The sequence below is a fragment of the Sphingomonas cannabina genome, assembly GCF_021391395.1.
In the GTDB taxonomy this organism is placed as follows: Bacteria; Pseudomonadota; Alphaproteobacteria; order Sphingomonadales; family Sphingomonadaceae; genus Sphingomonas; species Sphingomonas cannabina.
This window is the reverse complement of record NZ_CP090059.1, coordinates 3,461,147-3,480,241: the sequence shown is the minus strand read 5'-3', so window position 1 is coordinate 3,480,241 and position 19,095 is coordinate 3,461,147. Positions and strand designations below refer to the sequence as shown.

Genomic DNA, 19,095 nt, shown 5'->3' with positions numbered 1-19,095 from the left:
CCCAGAATCGGACCGCTCGCATCTGGACCCCGGCCTTCGCCGGGGAACAGATTCAAGCAGACCGAGCCGACGCTTACCGCCCCAGCAGCACCCGCGCCTGGCCCGCGATCTGCGCCAGCATCGCCGCATTGGGCGCCGCCGCCAGCTTCGCGCGCCGGACCAGCCCGGCGAACTGGCGCACCCGCGCCGCGTTCGCCGTCAGCCACGCCTCGACCGCCGCCTCCGGGTCCTTGCCCTCGATCCGGCTCAGGAACTCGAGCCGAAGCTGCTGGAAGTCGCGCGCGAGGCCGGCGATCAGCAGCCGCTCCCACGGATCGCCGGTGGTGATCCGCGCCGACACGGTCTGCGCCCAGTCGAGCCCGAGCGCCTGCCCGAGATGGGTGAAGGCATGGGTCAGCCGGATCTCGTCGATCCCGCGCGCATTGCCGAGCGCGGCGAGGCCGATCGCCCCGTCGAGCTCGAACAGCCGCACGATCTTGCGCACCAGCGGCTTGGGCGCGCCGGCCTCCTCCAGCACGGCGGCGATGCGTTCGCTGCCCGCGCGCGCCTCGGCCTTGAGCAGCGTCTTCACCTGGCGGTCGAGCGCGTCGACGCCGGGCTTCAGCCGCTTGACCACCTCGCCCGGACCTTCGTCCGGCCGCTGGGCACGGAGCAGGTCGGCGATGTGGCTGCGCACCGCCGTCGCCGCCTCGTCGAACAGCGCGATGCGCGCGCCTTCGCCGATCGCGGCACTCTCGATGTCCTCCCACAGGTCGGGCAGGCCGAAGATGCGCTCGGCCGCGACGAACATCGCCGCGATGTCGCCCATCGACGCGCCTTCCTCCTCGGCCAGCTCGAACGGGTGGAGCACGCCCATCCGGTTGATCACGCGGTTGGCGAGCTTGGTCGCGACGATCTCCCCGCGCAGGCGATGGGCATCGATCGCCGCGCCGAACTTCTTGCGCATCGCCGGCGGGAAGGCGGCGTGGAGATCGGGCGCCAGCTCGGGATCGAGCCCCAGCCCGCGGTCCTCGATCGCATCCTGCAGCCCGAGCTTGGCGGTGGCGAGCAGCACGGCGAGCTCGGGCCGGGTCATGCCGCGGCCCTCCTGCGCGCGCCGCAGCAGCTCCTCGTTGCTGCCGAGCCCCTCGACCTTGCGGTCGAGCCGGCCCGATGCCTCGAGCATCTCGATCACGCGGACATAGCTCGGCACCGCGATCGCGCCGTCGTTCTCCATCGTGGAAAGCGCCAGCGTCTGCAGGCGGTTGTCCTCCAGCACCAGATGCGCGACATCGTCGGTCATGCTCGCCAGCAGCTTGTTGCGGTTGGCGAAGGTGAGGCGCCCCTCGTTCATCTCGCGGTTGAGCGCGATCTTGATGTTGACCTCGTTGTCCGAGCAGTCGACGCCGGCCGAATTGTCGATGAAGTCGGTGTTGATCCGCCCGCCGAGCGTGGCGAAGGCGATGCGCGCGGCCTGCGTCACGCCCAGGTTCGCGCCCTCGCCGATCACCTTCGCGCGCAGCTGCTCGGCATCGACGCGCAGGCGGTCGTTGGCAGGATCGCCGACAGCCACGTTGTTCTCGGCCGCCGCCTTCACATAGGTGCCGATGCCGCCGAACCATATGAGGTCGACCGGCGCCTTGAGGATGGCGGAGATGAGCACCGTCGGCTCGTAGCTGCCGGGGGCGAGGCCGAGCACCTCGGCCGCCTGCTTGCTGAGCTTGATCGCCTTGTCGGTGCGCGCGAACACGCCGCCGCCCTTGGAGATCAGCTTGGGGTCGTAATCCGCCCAGCTCGACCGCGGCAGCGCGAACATACGCGCGCGCTCCTCCCAGCTCGCCGCCGGATCGGGCGAGGGGTCGAGGAAGATGTGCCGGTGGTCGAACGCCGCGACCAGCCTGATCGCTTTCGACAGCAGCATCCCGTTGCCGAACACGTCGCCCGACATGTCGCCGCAGCCGACCACGCTGACCGACTGCGTCTGGACGTCGACTCCCATCTCGCGGAAGTGCCGCTGGACCGAGATCCAGCCGCCCTTGGCGGTGATCCCCATCGCCTTGTGGTCATAGCCGTGCCCGCCGCCCGAGGCGAAGGCATCGCCCAGCCAGAAGTTGCGGCCGACCGCGATCTCGTTGGCGACGTCGCTGAAGGTCGCGGTGCCCTTGTCCGCGGCGACCACGAAATAGGGATCCTCGCCGTCGAGCACGCGCACCTTCTCGGGATGCACCACCTTGCCCTCGACGATGTTGTCGGTGACCGACAGCAAGGTCCGGATGAAGATGCGGTAGCTCTCCGTCCCCTCCGCCAGCCAGGCGTCGCGGTTCGACGGCGCCGGCAGCAGCTTGGGATAGAAGCCGCCCTTGGCCCCGGTCGGCACGATCACGGCGTTCTTGACGCGCTGCGCCTTCATCAGGCCGAGGATCTCGGTGCGGAAGTCGTCGCGCCGGTCGGACCACCTGAGGCCCCCGCGCGCGACCGGACCGGCGCGCAGGTGGATGCCCTCGACCCGCGGGCTGTAGACCCAGATCTCGCGCCACGGCAGCGGCGCCGGCAGGCCCGGCACCTTGGCGCTGTCGAGCTTGAACGCCAGCGCCTCGGTCGCCGCGGGCGCAAAGGCGTTGGTCCTCAGCGTCGCGTCGACGACCCCGCGGATGGTGCGCAGGATACGGTCGTCGTCGATCGCCGAGACCGCATCCAGTCCCGCCTCGATCGCGCGGTCCGCCGCTTCGATCTTCGCCTCGGCGCCCTTCGCCTGCGCCGGATCATGCGCCGCCTCGAACCGCTCGATCAGCGCCGTAGCGACCTTCGGCGCCCGCCGCAGCGCGTCGACCACCGTGACCAGGCCATAGGGCAGGCCGGTCTGGCGCAGGTAGCGGAACCACGCCCGGAACAGCACGACCGAGGCCGGCTTCATTCCCGCCTCGACGATCAGCCGGTTGAACGCATCGTTCTCGGCACGCCCCTCGAGCACCGCGTCGATCGCGCCCTCGATGGTCGTGACGTCGCAGCGCAGCGCCCCGCCCGGCAACGCCACGCCGAAGTCGTGAATATAGGCGCCGTCCTCGCCTGCCAGCTTGGTCGGGATCTCCTCGATCACGCGGAAGCCGAAATTCTCGAACACCGGCACCGCGTCCGACAGCGGCAGCGGCCCGCCGAGCCGGTAGAGCCGCACGCGCAGCACGTCGGGCTGCGCGGGATCGGCGACGATGCGCACCGCGCGCGACCCGGCGTCGGTCAGCTCGCCGAGGCGCAGGATGTCGTGCGCCGCCTCCTCGGGCGAATAGGCGAGACGATAGCCGTTCGGGAAGGCGTTGGCGTAGCGCAGGGTCAGCCGCGCGGCGCGCGCATCCCCGGCGAGCGCCGCCAGCGCCGCCTCCACCGCCGGCGTCCAGCCGCGCACCATCCGCACGATCTCGGCATCGAGCTTCGCCACGTCCGGCGTCCGCCCGCTGCCGCGCACGTCGAGCGTGTAGCGGATCAGCGCGACCACGCCGTCCTCCAGCGCGATCGACCAGTTGAGCACGGTCGCGTCCGCCGCCTCCGCCAGCATCTCGCCGATGCCGACCCGGCGCGCGGTGGTGACGTCGTCGCGCGGCAGCCAGACGAAGGCGAAGATGTGCCGCCCCAGCGTCGAGCGGATCAGCTCCAGCTTCGGCCGCGGCCGGTCGGCGAGCGACATGGCGGTGAGCGTCAGCCGCTCCAGCTCCTCTTCCTGGAAGGCGGTGGTGAGGTCGTGCGGCAACGCGGTCAGCGCATGGGCCAGCGCCTTGCCGGTATGCCCCTTGGGGTCGAAGCCGAACTTCGCCTCCAGCGCGTGCAGCCGCTGGCGGAGCACCGGCACGTCCTCGGGCTCGCTGTGCAACGCGGCGCTGGTCCACAGCCCCGCGTGCAGCGACAGGCCGACCACCTCGTCCTTCTCGATCAACGGCAGCAGCACCAGGTCGAGCGGCACGCGGCGATGCACGGTCGAGATGCAGTTCGACTTGAGCAGCAGCGGCGCCGCGCCGCCCTTCTCGAACCATGTGAGCGCCAGCTTGCGCGAAGCCTCGGCGAGCAGCGGGATCGCCAGCTCGTGGCGGGCGAGGCCGAGTTGGTTGCTCGCCTTGCCGTCCCGCCGCCATTGCTCATGGCCGAGCAGGGTCATGTTCTTGTCGTGGAACCACTGAAGCAGCTGCGCGCCCTCGACATTGTCGATCGCGGTCAGCCGTTCGGCATCGAATCGCATCGCCGCCTGCAGCTTGGGCCAGTCGTCGACGGCGCTGCGGACATGGCCGAGGTTGCGCTCCAATTCGGCGACCAGCGCGTTGCGCGTGCGCGCCTCGGCGCGGCGCAGCTCGATGTAGATCATCGATTCGCGCCCGCCCTCGCCGATCGCGCTCAGCACGCCCTTGGCGTCACGGGTGACGGGGAGGACGGGGTGGATGATGCGGTCGATCGGGATGTCGTGCGCGGCGATCGTCGCCGCGATCGAATCGACCAGGAACGGCATGTCGTCGTTGACGACGGCGAGCCGCATCCGCCGCTCGCGCCCTTCGGCCTCGACCATTTCGAGCGCGATCGCCGGGGTGCCCGGCGGGCGCGTCGCCGCCGTCTCGGCGACGAAGCCGGCGGCTTCGGCCCGATCCGCCTTGCTCAGTCCTTCAATCTCTCCCGGGAGTGCACCTTCGGTCAGTCGGGCGGCGAGCGCCTGCGACAGCGACTTTATCGTTTGTCTTGCCATGACCGTCGCCTACGCCGGGTGTGTGACCGGCTCAAGGCTTGTGGCGACTGCGAAATATCATGCTGCAGCGCGGCGGGCGGCGCGGTCGGTCAGGGCCTTGTCGTCGTCGATCGCCACCACGTCGAGCGCGCCGTCGGCCGCCTTGCGCGCGAGCAGCACGACGAACTCGCCGTCGATCTCGCCCACCTCGATGCGCGCGAGCGGCGGGCGGCGGCGCAGCTCCGCGGCGATCGCGTCCCAGCCGCCGGCCTTCTCGGCCGGCCGGCGCGCGGCGCGCTCGGCGGCGACCACGCCCTTGATGCCGCCCCGGAAGCTCTCGAGGAAGGCGACCAGCGCGGCCGGCTCGACCTGGCAGCGCTCGGCATGGGTCAGCACGGTGGCGAACTCGGTGAGTCGCGTCTTGTCGTAATCGGCGCCGAACACGAGCTTGACGATCGGCGTCATCGGCGCGCGCGCCTGCGCCTTGATCCCGGCCTCATCGAGCAGCGCGGCATAGCCGTCCGGATCCTCGCCGGCGGCGCGGGCGAACTCATAGGCGCGGGCGAGCGCGCGATAGAGCGCGGCGCGGCTGCGCGTCTCGGTCGAGGTCGCGGCGACCGCCCATTCGCGGGCGGCGGTCAACCGGTCGGCGAGGGCGGCATCGGCCGGCAGCGGCTCCTCGCCCGGCAGCTGGCCCGCCCCGCCGGCCACGCCCGAGCTCGGCCCGTCCGCCCACACCGGCGTGGTGGCGGGCGCGGCCGGCGCGGCGCGGTGCGCGGCAGCAAGGTCGGCGGTCAGCTTCGCCTGTGTGTCGGCGTCGACCGTCTCCTTCCAGTTGATCACGCCGTAGATGAAATCGATCGTGTCCTCGTCCGAGGAGAAGGGCATCAGGATGCCGCGGTAGAGCGTATTGTGCCCGCGCGTGCCGACGAACTCGGCCTCGAAGCCGATCGGCGCGCGATTCGCGATGATCTGGAGATAATGGTCGGTGAGCCGCGACAGCAGCGAGCGGCCCGGCACCTCGGCGATGCGGCTGATGCCGGCATCGACGCCGCATTCCTCGCGCAGCGCCCTGCCGAGGAACTGGATCTTCGGATCCTCGACGCTCCCGGTGAAGTCGAGCAGCACGCTGTGCGGCCCGAAGTCGGCGATCGAGGCTGGCTCCAGGTCCTCGATCGAGGGATAGGCGCGCCCGCGCAGCAGCGACACCCAGTGATTATAGGCGCGCACGTGCATCCGCCGCTCGTCGCCGCCGACGTCGAGCGTGGCCTCGCTCACCGTGCCGTCCCGATCCGGCCTGCCCCGATCGTGGGTTTCGCCGGTGTCGAACCGATCGTCGATGTCACGCGAGCTATCCATGCACCTGTCCTTCGCCGGACGCGGCGATGCCGCCTCCATTCACGGGCAGGTCTGCACCGGATGTGGTAAACAGGGCGTAAAGCCGGGGCAGGGCTGCGACGCCGCTTGCGCGAGCGCCCCCGCACTGCTAAGCGCCGCCGCCTCGACCGGCCCGAGCGGCGCCGGCCGCGGGCCGCCTTAGCTCAGTTGGTAGAGCATCGCATTCGTAATGCGGGGGTCACAGGTTCGAGTCCTGTAGGCGGCACCATGGCTCTCCCGGGCCGCAGTTTCTGCCAAATCACGCTTTTCCAAGGCTTTCAGGTCCTTCCCGGTACATGGCGGAGGTGCAAGAAGGCTGCTATGGGCATCATCGTGAAGAACCTCCACAAGAATGCGTCTGGTCGGGTCGATTATCGAATATCTTGCACGGTTTGGATTGGCTGAATGCATCAGCCCGATAAATAACGCCGGCGGTTCGTCATCACCTCAGCGCAGGTTGTGTGCGTCCAGCCAGGCGAGCGTCGCTGGCATGTGCTGTTTCAGGGCCTGTTGCCGGACAGTGCCGTTATCGTCGTGCACCCGCGGATCGGCGCCCGCCTCGAGAAGGAGCCGCGCCACCCGGTCGTCGTCGGTAGCCAGCAACGGTGTCGTGCCATCCTTGTCGCGGGCATTCGGGTCGGCATGATGGGCAAGCAGCACCTTCGCGAGCGCGGGGGAGTCGACGCCCATCAGCGCGGTCCAGCCGAGATCGTCACGCGCTTCGGTCGGGACGCCCAGGTCGAGTAGCGCGACGGCCATCTCCGCGACCTCATCCTCGCTCCTTCCTTCGCAAACGCCGTAGCTCTCTCGGATCGCAGTGAGGGCGCTGGTGCCCGCTGGGGGGCGGCGCGCCTCCGCTCCGGCCTTCGCCAGCGCGCGGGCGATCGCGGGCGAACACGCCGCGCCATTGTGGAGGAGCGCGGTCAGCATGGTCTTATCTGCCTTTTCAAGCACACCCCGGTCTACGAGCTTGCCGAAGAGCCGGGTGCTTGGCCCCTCCAGCGCTCGGCTCAACAGCCAGTTGCCAAGAACGATCTTGGGCCCTGCCTTCCGATCGTCGCTACCCCAAAGCATCGGCTGCGTGACCGCTGCATCGAGCGGAAGACCACGATCGATCAGCAGCGCCAGCAACGCCTCGGTCTCCGGCTCCGGGGTTCGTGAGAATCCAAGTCGGAGTGCTGCCGCCGCGGCCAGGTTCGCGCTGGCGGGGGAGCGCACGTCGAAACCGTCTTTCTCCAACAAGGTAAACGTCTCGGGCGTGCCGCTCACCCAACGTGCCGTCCCGGCGACGCGGTCGATCTCCTCCTCGAGCTCGGCGACACCGTGCGGCATGCCGACGCACTCACCGACGTAATCGGTCACCGTTTTCTTCACGCCGGGGGCGGCGAACGTCAGTTGCGTCGCGGACTGGTCGGTCACGGGGCAGGAATATTCGTCCTTCAGCCCCAGGAACCCGACCTGCCGAAACCGCTCGATCAGCTGGCGCGCGACGACCGGATCGATCCGGGCGGTGTGAACGCCGGGCCAGAGCACTCCGCTACCGTTGAAACGACGATGGACTTCGCTGGCGCCGGCAATGGTGTCGTCTGTCGTGCTGAAGCGCACCAGGCCGGCACCCGAGATCGTGACGCTATAGGCGGGACAAGCGCCGAAGCAGGCGCCGCGCGTCAACGTCATGACGACCTGGTTCGGATCAACTGGAGGGAAGGGGACTGGCTCTGGGGCAATCTCCGGGACGGTATAGGAAATCTGCACCCGACCGATTGCTTCTACCGGGCGACCCTCGAACTGCTGCGGGCGAAAGCGCCACGCTTTGACAGCCGCGATGGCCGGAGTGGGATCGAGGCGCCGTCGGTCGTCGCCGTCCATATGGGCGTCGACCACCTCCCCGTCGGTGTTGACCGTGACCAGGATGGTAACGCTGCGGCTCAGCCCTTCGCCGGGGACGACGACGCTCGTTTCCCCGCTGACACGCTGCGATGCAAGATCCCAAATGCCAACGCGCGATGGCGCTTGTTGCGCCTCGGCACCGCACCCCGCCACCGACAGAACTGTAACGCACCACACCGCCCAGCGCTTCATCGATGCCCCTCCCCAGAACGACGCTACGCTGCCAGCGGGATGGGCCATATGCCAGTCTCAAACGGCCATCGCCGCAAAAGACGTATAGACTCCACCGATGATCGTTATGCGGGCTACGGTTATCGTCCCGCCGCTACCTGCGGCATATGGCCCGCCATCAACAGGGGCGCCAGCACGGCATAAAGTCCCGTAAGCGGCACCCGTCCGTTCAGGCTACGTACGCAACGGATCGCCCGGCTTCAGGAGCGCCATCCTCCCCGGACAGCGCGGAGAAGACCTCGGCCACGCTGGCGACATGCGGATAGCGCATGATCTCGAGATGCGACGCGGGCAACGTCACCGTCCGCACCTCTCCGCGCAGCGCCTGGCCCCAGCCCTGACGGCCGTCGTGATCGAGCAGCCGCTCCAGCGGATCGCGGACGCCGGCGTGGATCAGCATCGTCGGTCCGCCGAAGGTCCCGATCCGATAGCGACGCGTCGCATCGATCATCGCCGCGGCCAGGTCGCGGCTGCGCGCCGACACCCAGCTCGGCGGCGCCGGCTGCGACCTCATCCAGGGTATCCACCGCGACACCATCGCCTTATTCAGCAGCTGCCGCACCCCCGTGCTCCGCGCATAGGCGAGTCCGTGCCTGACCAGCCACGGCAGCCAGACCCGCGGCTCGAGGATCCGGTATCCGACCAACGCATCGATGAGGACCAGCGTCACCTCTTCCCCCGCCGCCTCGAGCGCGCGCGCCAGGTCGAAGGCGGCGACGCCGCCGAAGGAATAGCCGGCGATGCAATAGGGGCCCGTCGCCTGCAGCCCGCGGACCGTCCTCAGATAGCGGGCGGTCAGCGTCTCCACGCTGAGCCGACCGGTCCGTTCCACGCCGGGTGCGGGCGTCAGGCCGTAGATCGGTCGCACGTCCCTGAGCACGTCGGCGAGCGCCGTGAAGCTGACCGGCTGCCCGAACACGTCGGGAAGGCAGAAGATCGGCCGCCCACTGCCTCCGGCGTTGAGCACGCAGAAATCGCCGTCCTGTGAGGCATCGGTCAGCTCCAGGATCTGGGCAAGCGCGCGCGGCGTGCTCGCCTGCGCCATGATCGCCGGCGACACCGGGCGGTCGAGCAGCTCCTCCAGCTCGAGCGTGAGGTTGTAGGCGGACAGCGAATCCCCGCCGAGCGCGAAGAAATCGTCGTCGACGTCGATGTCATGACGATGCAGCCCCCTCGCGAAGGCGGCGACGACCAGCGCTTCGAGCGGCGTGGCCCCGGCCGGCGCATCCTCCTTCGCGGGGAAATCGCCCGGATGGAGCGATGCGAGAGCCTGATGGTCGACCTTGCCGGACACGCCGCGCGGCAGCCGCGGCATCGGCATGATCCGATGCGGCAGCATATGCGACGGCAGCCAGCGCCCCAGCTCGCGAAGCGCCGCGGTCTCGTCGAAACCCGCTTCCACTTCGAGGAAGGCGACGAGCCGGTCGGGCCGGCCATCCGCATGGAACCACTCGACCGCGGCCTCCACCACCAGCGGCAGCCCGCGCAGCGCATGTTCGATCTCGCCGAGCTCGACGCGCTGCCCGCGGATCTTGACCTGGCGCTCCCGTCGCCCGACGAACATCAGCTTGCCCGGCGCGCCGTAGAAGGCGAGGTCGCCCGTCCGGTACATCGGCCGGGCCGGGTCGGTCCCTGGCTCGGGCACGAACCGTTCACCGGTGAGCTCGGGACGGTTCCAATAGCCGCAGGCGACGCCGTCCCCGCCGATGCAGATCTCGCCGACCTCGCCCTCGGCAACCGGCTCGCCCGCCTCGTCGAGCAGATGGATGCGCGCCCCGGCCACCGGCTCGCCCAGCGGCGGGTCCTCGCGCGTCCCGCGCGGCACCGGCGCGATCGTCGCGACGATCGTCGCCTCGGTCGGCCCATAGTGGTTGTAGAGCCGCTCGATCCGCGACAGCCGATAGAGCCGCTCGACGATCTTGGCCTGCAGCACCTCGCCGCCGCAGTTGATCGCCCGCACCGTCTCGGGGATCGCACCGCGCCGCGCCAGCCCGTCCATCACCGACGGCGGCCCCTGGACGAGCGTGGGGCATTCGCCGTGCCGGAACGGTTCGAGCAGGCTCTCCTTCAGGACCACGCAGCCGCCCCAGGACAGCGGCCCGAAGATCTCGATCACCGAGGGGTCGAAGGTGATGGAGGTGGTCGCGGCGATCCGCTCCAGGTCGCCGGCGTCCATGGTCGACGCCATCCAGTCGATGATCCCCATCGCGCTGTGCCGCAGCATCACGCCCTTGGGAACGCCGGTCGAGCCGGAGGTGTAGATGATATAGGCGAGGTCGAGATGATCGCCCGCCGGTTCGAGCGGGTCCGCGGACAATGTGTCGGTCGCGGCCGGCAGCGTCTCGACCCGGCAGCCGCTGTCCGCGAACAGCGACGCCGCGCTCGCCGCGTCGGTCAGCAGGATCGCGGCGCCGCTGTCGCGGAGCAGGAAGTCGAGCCGGTCGGGCGGCTGCCTGAGGTCGAGCGGCACATAGGCGCCGCCCGCCTTCAGGATCGCGAGCAACGCCACGATCAGCTCGGCCGTACGCGGCAGGGCGACGGCGACGCGCACCTCGCGATCGACGCCGATCGCGCGAAGGTGGCAGGCAAGCCGGTTGGAGCGCCGATCCAGCGCGCGATAGGTGAGCGCCTGTCCCGCGCACAGGACGGCGATCCTCTCCGGTGTTCTCGCGGCCTGCTCTACAAATGCGGCGTCCAGCCGCCTTTCCCTGGTAGAGGGGGCGGGAGTCTTAATATCGTCTCGCTCGTAAGCATGATGACTTAATTGGCGGTATTTCATGCCGCCTCCCGTCCTCTGGCCGTTATTGTGTTGCTTCTGAGGCAATCGGTTTCAATGACGCATCGGGATTATGTATCGATGTCAGGAGTAGCTCCCGGATAGCCCGGAATCGCCGTTCCGGCGGATCATGCGGACCTTGGGCGTCGGAAAGAAAGAAATGGGCGGGTGCGCTGGCGCATCCGGTTTTCGGGCTTAAATCAGCGGCCGCATCATCATGACCGGAGGGACAGCATGACCGACGCCGCCGACAGCGCGAACAATCAGCCGCCGGGCTATGTTCCGCCCAGCGTCTGGACCTGGGACCAGCCGAGTGGCGGGACCTGGGCCAGCATCAACCGTCCGATCTCCGGCGCGACGCATGAGGCGGCGCTGCCGGTCGGCGATCATCCGCTCCAGCTCTACTCGATGGGCACGCCCAATGGGCAGAAGGTCACGATCATGCTCGAGGAGCTGCTCGCTGCCGGCCATGCGGGCGCGGAGTATGACGCCTGGCTGATCGACATCGGCAAGGGCGACCAGTTCGGCAGCGGCTTCGTCGGGGTCAATCCCAACTCCAAGATCCCGGCGCTGATGGACCATTCCACCACCCCGCCGACGCGCCTGTTCGAGAGCGGCTCGATCCTCTTCTACCTCGCCGAAAAGTTCGGCGCCTTCCTCCCCACCGATCACCACAAGCGGGCCGAGACGATGAACTGGCTGATGTGGCAGATGGGCTCGGCGCCCTTCGTCGGCGGCGGCTTCGGCCATTTCTACGCCTATGCGCCGTTCAAGATCGAATATGCCATCAACCGCTATGCGATGGAGGCCAAGCGCCAGCTCCACGTCCTCGACACCCAGCTGGCGCGCCACCAATTCGTCGCCGGCGACGACTACACCATCGCCGACATGGCGATCTGGCCCTGGTACGGTGCGCTGGTGCTCGGCGACGCCTATCGCGGCGACGGCTATGACGCGCAGCAGTTCCTGGGCGCCGGCGAATATGAAAACGTCCAGCGCTGGGCCGAGCAGATCGCCGCGCGCGAGCCGGTGAAGCGCGGCCGCATCGTCAACCGCACCGCCGAGGGCAAGCTGCGCGAGCGCCACGCCGCGAGCGACTTCGACCGGATCGGCGCAGCCGCGGGCGAGCGGGTCTGACCGCGCCCGTGATCCGGCTGGAAGGCGTCCACAAGACCTTCACCGGCGGCCGCCACGCAGCGCTGGCGGCCGTCGACCTTCAGGTCGCGCGCGGCGAGGTGTTCGGCATCATCGGTCGCTCGGGCGCGGGCAAGTCGACGCTGGTGCGGCTGCTCAACGGCCTCGAGCGGCCGAGCGCGGGGACGGTGTCGATCGACGGCACCGACGTCGCCGCGCTGGACGGGGAGGGGATCCGCACGCTCCGCCGCCGCGTCGGCATGATCTTCCAGAACTTCGGCCTGCTCGCCTCGCGCACCGTCTCCGCCAACGTCGCGCTGCCGCTCAGGATCGGCGGCGCCGACGCCGCCACCATCGCGGCCCGCGTGCCCGAGCTGCTCGCCCGCGTCGGGCTCGCCGACCATGGCGACAAATATCCCGCGCAGCTGTCCGGCGGGCAGAAGCAGCGCGTCGGCATCGCCCGCGCGCTCGCCACCGGCCCCGACATCCTGCTGTGCGACGAGGCGACCAGCGCGCTCGATCCCGAGACGACGCGCAGCATCCTCGCCCTGATCGCCGACCTCAACCGCGAGCTCGGCCTGACGATCGTGCTGATCACGCACGAGATGGAGGTGGTGCGCCAGGTCTGCGACCGTGTCGCGGTGCTCCACGCCGGCCGCGTCGTCGAGAGCGGCAGCGTCGCCGACGTCTTCCTCGATCCCCAGGCGCCCGAGACGCGCGCGCTGCTCGCCGAGACCGACGACCATCCCGAGCCGGTCGGCTTCACGGGCCAGGTGATCCGGCTCACCCTGCGCGGCGAGGCGGTGTGGCAGCCGGTGCTGACGCGGATCGCGCGCGAGACCGGCACCGACTTCGCGATCCTCGACGGCCGCATCGGCCGGCTCAAGGACCTGAGCTTCGGCCAGCTCACTCTGGGCCTCACCGGCGGCGACGTGACGGCGGCGATCGACGCCCTGCGCGCGCATGGAAACGTTGACGCGCTCCGCGCCGGGGGCGAAGTGGCGGCGTCATGAACGACTGGTTCGTCAACATCGACTGGGCCGACATCGGCCAGGCCAGCCTCGACACGCTGGCGATGCTCGGCGGCTCGCTGGTGCTGACCGTGCTGCTCGGCCTGCCGCTCGGCATCGCGCTGTTCCTGACCGGTCCCGGCCAGGTGTGGGAGAGCCGGCTCGGCAACGGCGTGCTCGCGCTGGCCGTCAACCTGCTGCGCTCGGTGCCCTTCATCATCCTGCTGATCGTGATGATCCCGCTGACCGTGCTGCTCGTCGGCACCTCGCTCGGCGTCGTCGGCGCGATCCCGCCGCTGGTGGTCGGCGCCGCGCCCTTCTTCGCCCGGCTGGTCGAGACCGCGCTGCGCGAGGTCGACCGCAACACGGTCGAGGCGGTGCAGGCGATGGGGGCGACCACCCGCGACCTCGTGCTCCGCGCGCTGCTGCCGGAGGCGCTGCCGGGCATCATCGCCGGCGTCACCGTCACCGCGATCGCGCTGGTCTCGTTCACCGCGATGGCCGGCGCGGTCGGCGCGGGCGGCCTGGGGGACCTCGCCATCCGCTTCGGCTATCAGCGTTTCCAGACCGACGTGATGCTCGTCACCGTCGTGCTGCTGCTGGTCATCGTCCAGCTTCTCCAGATGGCGGGCGACCGGCTCGTCCGCCATTTCAGCCATCGATAAGAGAAAGGCCGCTCCCATGAACCGACGCATCCTGCTGGCGGCGCTCGGCGCCCTTGCGCTCGCCGGCTGCGGCGGCGGCAAGCCCGGTGCCGGCGATCCCGGCACGCTGACGGTCGCCGCCACCGCGGTGCCGCACGCCGAGATCCTCGAGTTCGTGAAGCCAATCCTGGCGCGCGAGGGCGTCAAGCTCGATGTCCGGGTGTTCAACGATTACGTCCAGCCCAACGTCCAGGTCTCCGAGGGGCGGATCGCGGTCAACTATTTCCAGACCGGCCCCTATCTCGACGAGTTCAACAAGGCCAAGGGCACGCATCTGGTGAAGATCGCCGGGGTGCACATCGAGCCGCTCGGCGCCTATTCGCGCAAGTGGAAGGCGCTGGGCGAGCTGCCCGACGGCGCCACCGTCGCCATCCCCAACGAGCCGAGCAACAGCGGCCGCGCGCTGCGGCTGCTCGCCGGGGAGGGGCTGATCACGCTGCGCGACCCGAGCGACATCACCGCCACGCCCAAGGACGTCGTCCAGAACCGCAAGCAATTGAAGTTCCGCGAGATCGAGGCGGCGACGCTGCCCCGCGTGCTCGACCAGGTCGACCTGGCGCTGATCAACACCAACTATGCGCTCGACGCCGGCCTCAACCCGACCCGCGACGCGCTCGCGATCGAGGGGAAGGACAGTCCTTACGTGAATTATGTGGTGGGCCTGGAGAGCGAGCGGAACGATCCGCGGGTGCAGAAGCTCGTCACGGCGCTGCGCAGCCCGGAGGTGAAGGCGTTCATGGAGCGCAAGTACGGCGGGGCTGTGGTGCCGGTGTTTTAGGGCGGATCGACATTTAGGAGGAAGCAAGGCGCCACCCTTCCTTCCCTCCGTCACCCCGGCCTTGTGCCGGGGTCCACCCAGCCTCACCGGTGAAGCTCGAACCTCTTGTCCGGCACTTGCCTCCCGGTGGACCCCGGCACAAGGCCGGGGTGACGGAGGGAAGGAAGGCGCACACTTCCACGGTTCTGAATGTCGACCCATTCCAGCGCGTACTCCACACCGACAATGGCGTAGACGGAGCGCCCCGGCCTCCGCGCGTTTCGATGAATGTCCGACAGTCTTCGATCAGCGACATGGTGCGATCTTCTACCGCCGCCGGCCTGACGCTATGATCCGCCATGCCTGAAGAATTCGCTGCGGACCCGCACGACGAACCTGCTCTTCCGCCGCGTGTCGCCTTGCTGTCGATCGTCGGTTTCTGGCTGTTCTATTGCGCCATCGTCACGTTGCGCTCGGCGGTCATGGGAAAGACCGGCCAACTCGACACGCTGGTGCGGCACCTGGAGCTCATGGTCTTCAGCATGGGCCTCACCTATCTGCTCTACCTGGTGCTGCGCAGGGTGGTGAGGAAGTCGCTGCGGCGCGGCATGATCGTCGCGGGCCTGCTCGCCGCGCCTGCGGCATTGGCCTTCTCGGCTGCCGACTGGGTGGTGTTTGAGGTCATGAAGTCGCCATGGCCCGCGATCGCCGCCAGTGCGGAAAAGGCGCCTGCCGAGACGGAGCAGGCTCCGCCAGCCGGCAGGATGATGGTGGAGGTTGGAGGAACGAACGCCGACGACGCCAATATGGAAGTGATCAAGATGATCACGGACAACGCGGTCAACAGCTATTTCTTCTTCGTCGGCTGGGCAGCGCTCTACCTCGCGCTTCGCTATGCCGCGGAGGTCGGCGCGCTGGAACGCAAGAACGCGGCGTTCCGCGCTGCGGCGCAGGCGGCCGAGCTTCGGGCGCTCAGATACCAGGTCAACCCGCACTTCCTGTTCAACACGCTCAATTCGCTGTCTTCGCTGGTCATGTCCGACCGACGCCCCGCCGCCGAGCGCATGATCATCAATCTCTCGAGCTTCTTCCGGGCCAGCCTGGTCGGCGACCCGAGCGAGGATGTGCGGCTGGAGGAGGAGATCCGGCTTCAGCGCCTCTACCTCGAGATCGAACAGGTCCGCTTCCCCGTTCGGCTGCGCCTCGCCATCGACCTGCCCGACGACCTGCGCGATGCCCTTGTCCCCGGATTGATCCTGCAGCCGCTGATCGAGAACGCCGTCAAATATGGTGTGTCGCGATCGCGCCGCCCCGTCACGATCAGCATCCGCGCGCGCAGCCAGGAGGGGCTTCTCCTTCTATCGGTGCAGGACGATGGCGAAGCGGGAGCGGCCGGCAAGGAGAGTGTCGGAGGAACCGGCCTGGGCCTGCGCAACGTCGCCGACCGCATTGCCGCGCGGTTCGGCGGTGGGGGCTCCTGCCGCGTGCACCCGCTCGACCCCGGCGGTTTCCTCGTCGACCTCACGATGCCGCTGACCTTCGATGCCCGGTGAACCTGCCTTGCGCACGCTGATCGTGGACGACGAGCCGCTCGCCATCGAACGGCTGGTCATGCTGTGCTCGCACGTCCCCAGCCTCTCGCTGGTGGGGACCGCGTCCGACGGGGAGATCGCGCTGCGGCTGGCCAAGGCGCTGTCGCCCGACCTCGTTCTTCTCGACATCGCCATGCCGCAGGTGGACGGCATGGATGTGGCAAAGACGCTCTCCACCGGGGAGCAGCCGCCCGCCATCGTCTTTTGTACGGCCTTCGACGGCTTTGCTCTGGCGGCGTTCGATGTTGCCGCGGTCGATTATCTGCTGAAGCCGATAACGTCCGAAGGACTGGTCCGGGCGGTTGCGCGCGCACGCCGGAAGATCGGCAGCCCCGAGCACCGCGCCGCCGTGCCGTCCGACCGGATCGAGGAATTCTGGGTTCCGTATCGTTCGGAAATGGTGCGCATTGCGGCGGTCGATGTCGATCGGATCGACGCGATGCGCGATTACATGTCCCTGCAGATCGGGTCGCGCAGCTTCCTGCTCCACCAGACGCTCGGCGACCTCGAGCGCCGGCTGGACCCGGCCATGTTCATCCGCGTCCACCGCTCGACGATCGTCAGGCGCGACTTCATCGCCAGGCTCCGCCATGACGGGCTCGGAATCTGGTACGTGATCCTGGCCAACGGGGCCGAGGTCCGGGTCGGCCGCTCGCATCTCGCGGCGGTAAAGGCGCTTGCGGGCAGGTAAGAGCCTGTCGACATTTGAAGTTGCAGGTCTGCCGTAATCCGGTTCCCGCCGTCACCCCGGACTTGTTCCGGGGTCCACTCAGCCTCACAGGCTGAGCTGGAACCTCTTGTCCGGTCCTTGCCTCCCGGTGGACCCCGGAACAAGTCCGGGGTGACGGTGAGGAGGGTTGAGATGTCAGTCGCTTCCTTAATGTTGATCTGATCGATCGAAATCTCATCCTCGATGAGGCTCGAGCGAGCGGCCGGACCGGGCCGGCTATCGATCGTGCCTGCCTGTGTCGGCCATGGCGACGCGATCGTTGCTTGCGCGCGAGGCCAAGGCGGCAATCCTGGGCTCTGCTTCGCGCGTCGCGGTCGTGCGGCACCGCGCGATTCCCGGCGGCGGCAAGAGGCCGACGCGCGGATAGTCACCGCAAACCTGTTCCGCCGCACGGCGGACACGCGCTCGCGCCGCCCTGACACCCGCATCGGTCGAAAGGTCGAGGCCGCGCGTGGAGACGACCACCCTGTGCGACGGTTTCATGTCCATCGCCGCCTCTGCGAAACTGGGCGAACCAAGGAAGGCGAGCGACAACAGTCCCAAATGTGCAATACGCATCACATCGTTCCCATGTTGTTGAGGTCAATCGCTCGCCCCCGAAAGGGCGGCGACTGATGAATATTCGATCGGGCGGGCGGAGGGGCGCGCTCTTCGATCAAGAGGATGGACCGTTCTATCAACCGCAACGGCGGACGATGAACGGCAGATGCGGTTCGATGAACGACGGGTACGGACGGCTCCGGCGGGCCTTCAGGCACGATGTCGGGCGCGGGAATTTCCCGAAACGCCCTTTTGCGAACGGCACTTTCCCGTTACCGATAGCGTTAACAGTTTCCGGGCCCGCACATCGGCGGGCGTTGCGGGAGAGAGGGGATGTTGGACGGCACGCGTCGCGGGCTCCTCGTCGGCATGGGCGGTGCGCTGGTGGCGGGCGCCGCCGCCGCGGTCACGCTGCGGCAGGGGACACCCGGCCGCAAGCTCGGCCTGGCGGTCGTCGGGCTCGGCAGCTACGCCACGCGCCAGATCATGCCGCGCCTCGCCGGCTGCGAGTCGATCAGGCTGACCGCGCTGGTCAGCGGCACGCCGGAGAAGCTGACACGCTACGGCACCGAATACGGCATCCCGAAGACGCACCACTACAGCTACGCCAACTACGACAGCATCCGCGATAATCCCGACATCGACGCGGTCTACGTCATCCTGCCCAACGCGCTCCATGCCGAATACACGATCCGCGCCGCCCAGGCGGGCAAGCACGTCCTCTGCGAGAAGCCGATGGCCGTCTCCGCCGCCGAGGCCGAGGCGATGGTCGCCGCCTGCCGCAAGGCGGGCCGCAAGCTGATGATCGGCTACCGCTCGCGCTTCGAGCCCTACAACCGCCACGCGATCGAGCTGGTCCGCTCGGGCTTCCTGGGCAAGCCGCGCCTGATCACTGCGGAGTCGGGCTTCACCATCAGCCCCAATCAATGGCGGCTCGACAAGCCGCTGTCGGGCGGCGGGTCGCTGATGGACATCGGCATCTACAGCCTCCAGGCGGCGCGCTACCTCTCGGGCGAGGAGCCGGTCGAGGTCAATGCGATGGAATCGACCGACCGCAGCGACCCGCGCTTCAGGACGGTCGAGGACCGCATCGACTTCCAGCTCAAGTTCCCGTCGGGCCTGATCGCCGACTGCGTGTCGAGCTACAGCTCCAACCACAATGCCCACCGCGTGACCGGCACCGAAGGCTGGGTGTGGATGGAGCCCGCCACCGTCTACGAGGGCCAGCAGATGTGGGTGCGCAAGGGCGGCAAGATGGAGCCGCGCGTGCTGCCGGCGCCGGCCAAGAACCAGTTCGTCGGCCAGCTCGACCATTTCGCCGAGTGCGTGCTGACCGACCGCGACCCGATCGTCCCCGGCGAGGAGGGCCTGCGCGACATGCGCCTGATCGAGGCCATCTACCGCGCGGCCAGGGAAGGGCGCACCGTGCGGATGGCGGCGGCGTAGGAGACATCCAATCCTCCCCCGCCAGGGGGAGGTGGCACGCGAAGCGTGACGGAGGGGGAGGAAGCACGCCGATAGCGGATCGCCGTCCTCCCCCTCCGTCAGCCTGGGCTGACACCTCCCCCCGGCGGGGGAGGATTGAAAGGGCCCCCACTACTGACACCACGCTGGCAACATCCCGCCCCGCTTCCTATCTCTAGGCTGGAATCCCCTCCAGAACGAAGATAGAACGT

Annotated in this window: 12 protein-coding genes and 1 tRNA gene; 8 read left to right on the top strand and 5 right to left on the bottom strand. The window is 68.8% G+C overall.

Annotation, left to right across the window (positions count from 1 at the left end; translation table 11 throughout):
- Nucleotides 1–73 precede the first annotated feature (73 nt).
- Nucleotides 74–4,699 carry an NAD-glutamate dehydrogenase gene (locus tag LZK98_RS16435; protein WP_233783604.1) on the bottom strand — a complete coding sequence of 1,542 codons (4,626 nt, stop codon included), beginning with the start codon at nucleotides 4,697–4,699 and terminating at the stop codon, nucleotides 74–76.
- A 57-nt stretch (nucleotides 4,700–4,756) separates the two neighbouring features.
- The gene (locus LZK98_RS16430; protein ID WP_233783603.1) at nucleotides 4,757–6,037 is read right to left on the bottom strand and encodes a PAS domain-containing protein; all 1,281 of its coding nucleotides are present in this window, start codon (nucleotides 6,035–6,037) and stop codon (nucleotides 4,757–4,759) included.
- A gap of 171 nt (nucleotides 6,038–6,208) precedes the next feature.
- On the opposite strand from LZK98_RS16430, the gene LZK98_RS16425 reads away from it, so the two are divergent.
- Nucleotides 6,209–6,284: transfer RNA gene (locus tag LZK98_RS16425), tRNA-Thr, on the top strand.
- A 218-nt stretch (nucleotides 6,285–6,502) separates the two neighbouring features.
- On the opposite strand, the gene LZK98_RS16420 is transcribed toward LZK98_RS16425, so the two are convergent.
- The gene (locus LZK98_RS16420; RefSeq protein ID WP_233783602.1) at nucleotides 6,503–8,137 is read right to left on the bottom strand and encodes a DUF6438 domain-containing protein; all 1,635 of its coding nucleotides are present in this window, start codon (nucleotides 8,135–8,137) and stop codon (nucleotides 6,503–6,505) included.
- Nucleotides 8,138–8,345: 208 nt separating this feature from the next.
- Nucleotides 8,346–10,955, bottom strand: coding sequence for an amino acid adenylation domain-containing protein (locus LZK98_RS16415; RefSeq protein WP_233783601.1), 2,610 nt, complete (start codon nucleotides 10,953–10,955; stop codon nucleotides 8,346–8,348).
- 231 nt (nucleotides 10,956–11,186) lie between these two features.
- On the opposite strand from LZK98_RS16415, the gene yghU reads away from it, so the two are divergent.
- The 6 genes from yghU (at nucleotide 11,187) to LZK98_RS16385 (ending at nucleotide 16,840) form a co-directional block, all read left to right on the top strand.
- Nucleotides 11,187–12,089, top strand: coding sequence for a glutathione-dependent disulfide-bond oxidoreductase (yghU, locus tag LZK98_RS16410; RefSeq protein WP_233783600.1), 903 nt, complete (start codon nucleotides 11,187–11,189; stop codon nucleotides 12,087–12,089).
- A gap of 8 nt (nucleotides 12,090–12,097) precedes the next feature.
- Nucleotides 12,098–13,099, top strand: a complete 1,002-nt coding sequence (locus tag LZK98_RS16405; RefSeq protein ID WP_233783599.1) for a methionine ABC transporter ATP-binding protein — start codon at nucleotides 12,098–12,100, stop codon at nucleotides 13,097–13,099.
- Nucleotides 13,096–13,761, top strand: a complete 666-nt coding sequence (locus LZK98_RS16400) for a methionine ABC transporter permease (RefSeq protein WP_233783598.1) — start codon at nucleotides 13,096–13,098, stop codon at nucleotides 13,759–13,761. The genes LZK98_RS16405 and LZK98_RS16400 overlap by 4 nt, the downstream gene beginning before the upstream one ends.
- Nucleotides 13,762–13,777: 16 nt before the next feature.
- Nucleotides 13,778–14,578 carry a MetQ/NlpA family ABC transporter substrate-binding protein gene (locus LZK98_RS16395; protein ID WP_233783597.1) on the top strand — a complete coding sequence of 267 codons (801 nt, stop codon included), beginning with the start codon at nucleotides 13,778–13,780 and terminating at the stop codon, nucleotides 14,576–14,578.
- Between the two features lie 338 nt (nucleotides 14,579–14,916).
- Entirely contained in the window at nucleotides 14,917–16,110 is a 1,194-nt protein-coding gene (locus LZK98_RS16390) for a sensor histidine kinase (protein WP_233783596.1), read from the top strand.
- Nucleotides 16,100–16,840 (top strand): LytR/AlgR family response regulator transcription factor, encoded by a 741-nt coding sequence (locus tag LZK98_RS16385; RefSeq protein ID WP_233783595.1) that lies wholly within the window; start codon nucleotides 16,100–16,102, stop codon nucleotides 16,838–16,840. Before LZK98_RS16390 ends, LZK98_RS16385 begins: the two co-directional genes overlap by 11 nt.
- Before the next feature lie 255 nt (nucleotides 16,841–17,095).
- Here the strand turns inward: LZK98_RS16385 and LZK98_RS16380 are convergent, their stop codons facing one another.
- Nucleotides 17,096–17,437 (bottom strand): UrcA family protein, encoded by a 342-nt coding sequence (locus LZK98_RS16380; RefSeq protein ID WP_233783594.1) that lies wholly within the window; start codon nucleotides 17,435–17,437, stop codon nucleotides 17,096–17,098.
- Nucleotides 17,438–17,752: 315 nt separating this feature from the next.
- Here LZK98_RS16380 and LZK98_RS16375 point away from each other — a divergent pair, with 315 nt between their 5' ends.
- Entirely contained in the window at nucleotides 17,753–18,865 is a 1,113-nt protein-coding gene (locus tag LZK98_RS16375; protein ID WP_233783593.1) for a Gfo/Idh/MocA family protein, read from the top strand.
- The last annotated feature ends 230 nt before the right edge of the window (nucleotides 18,866–19,095 follow it).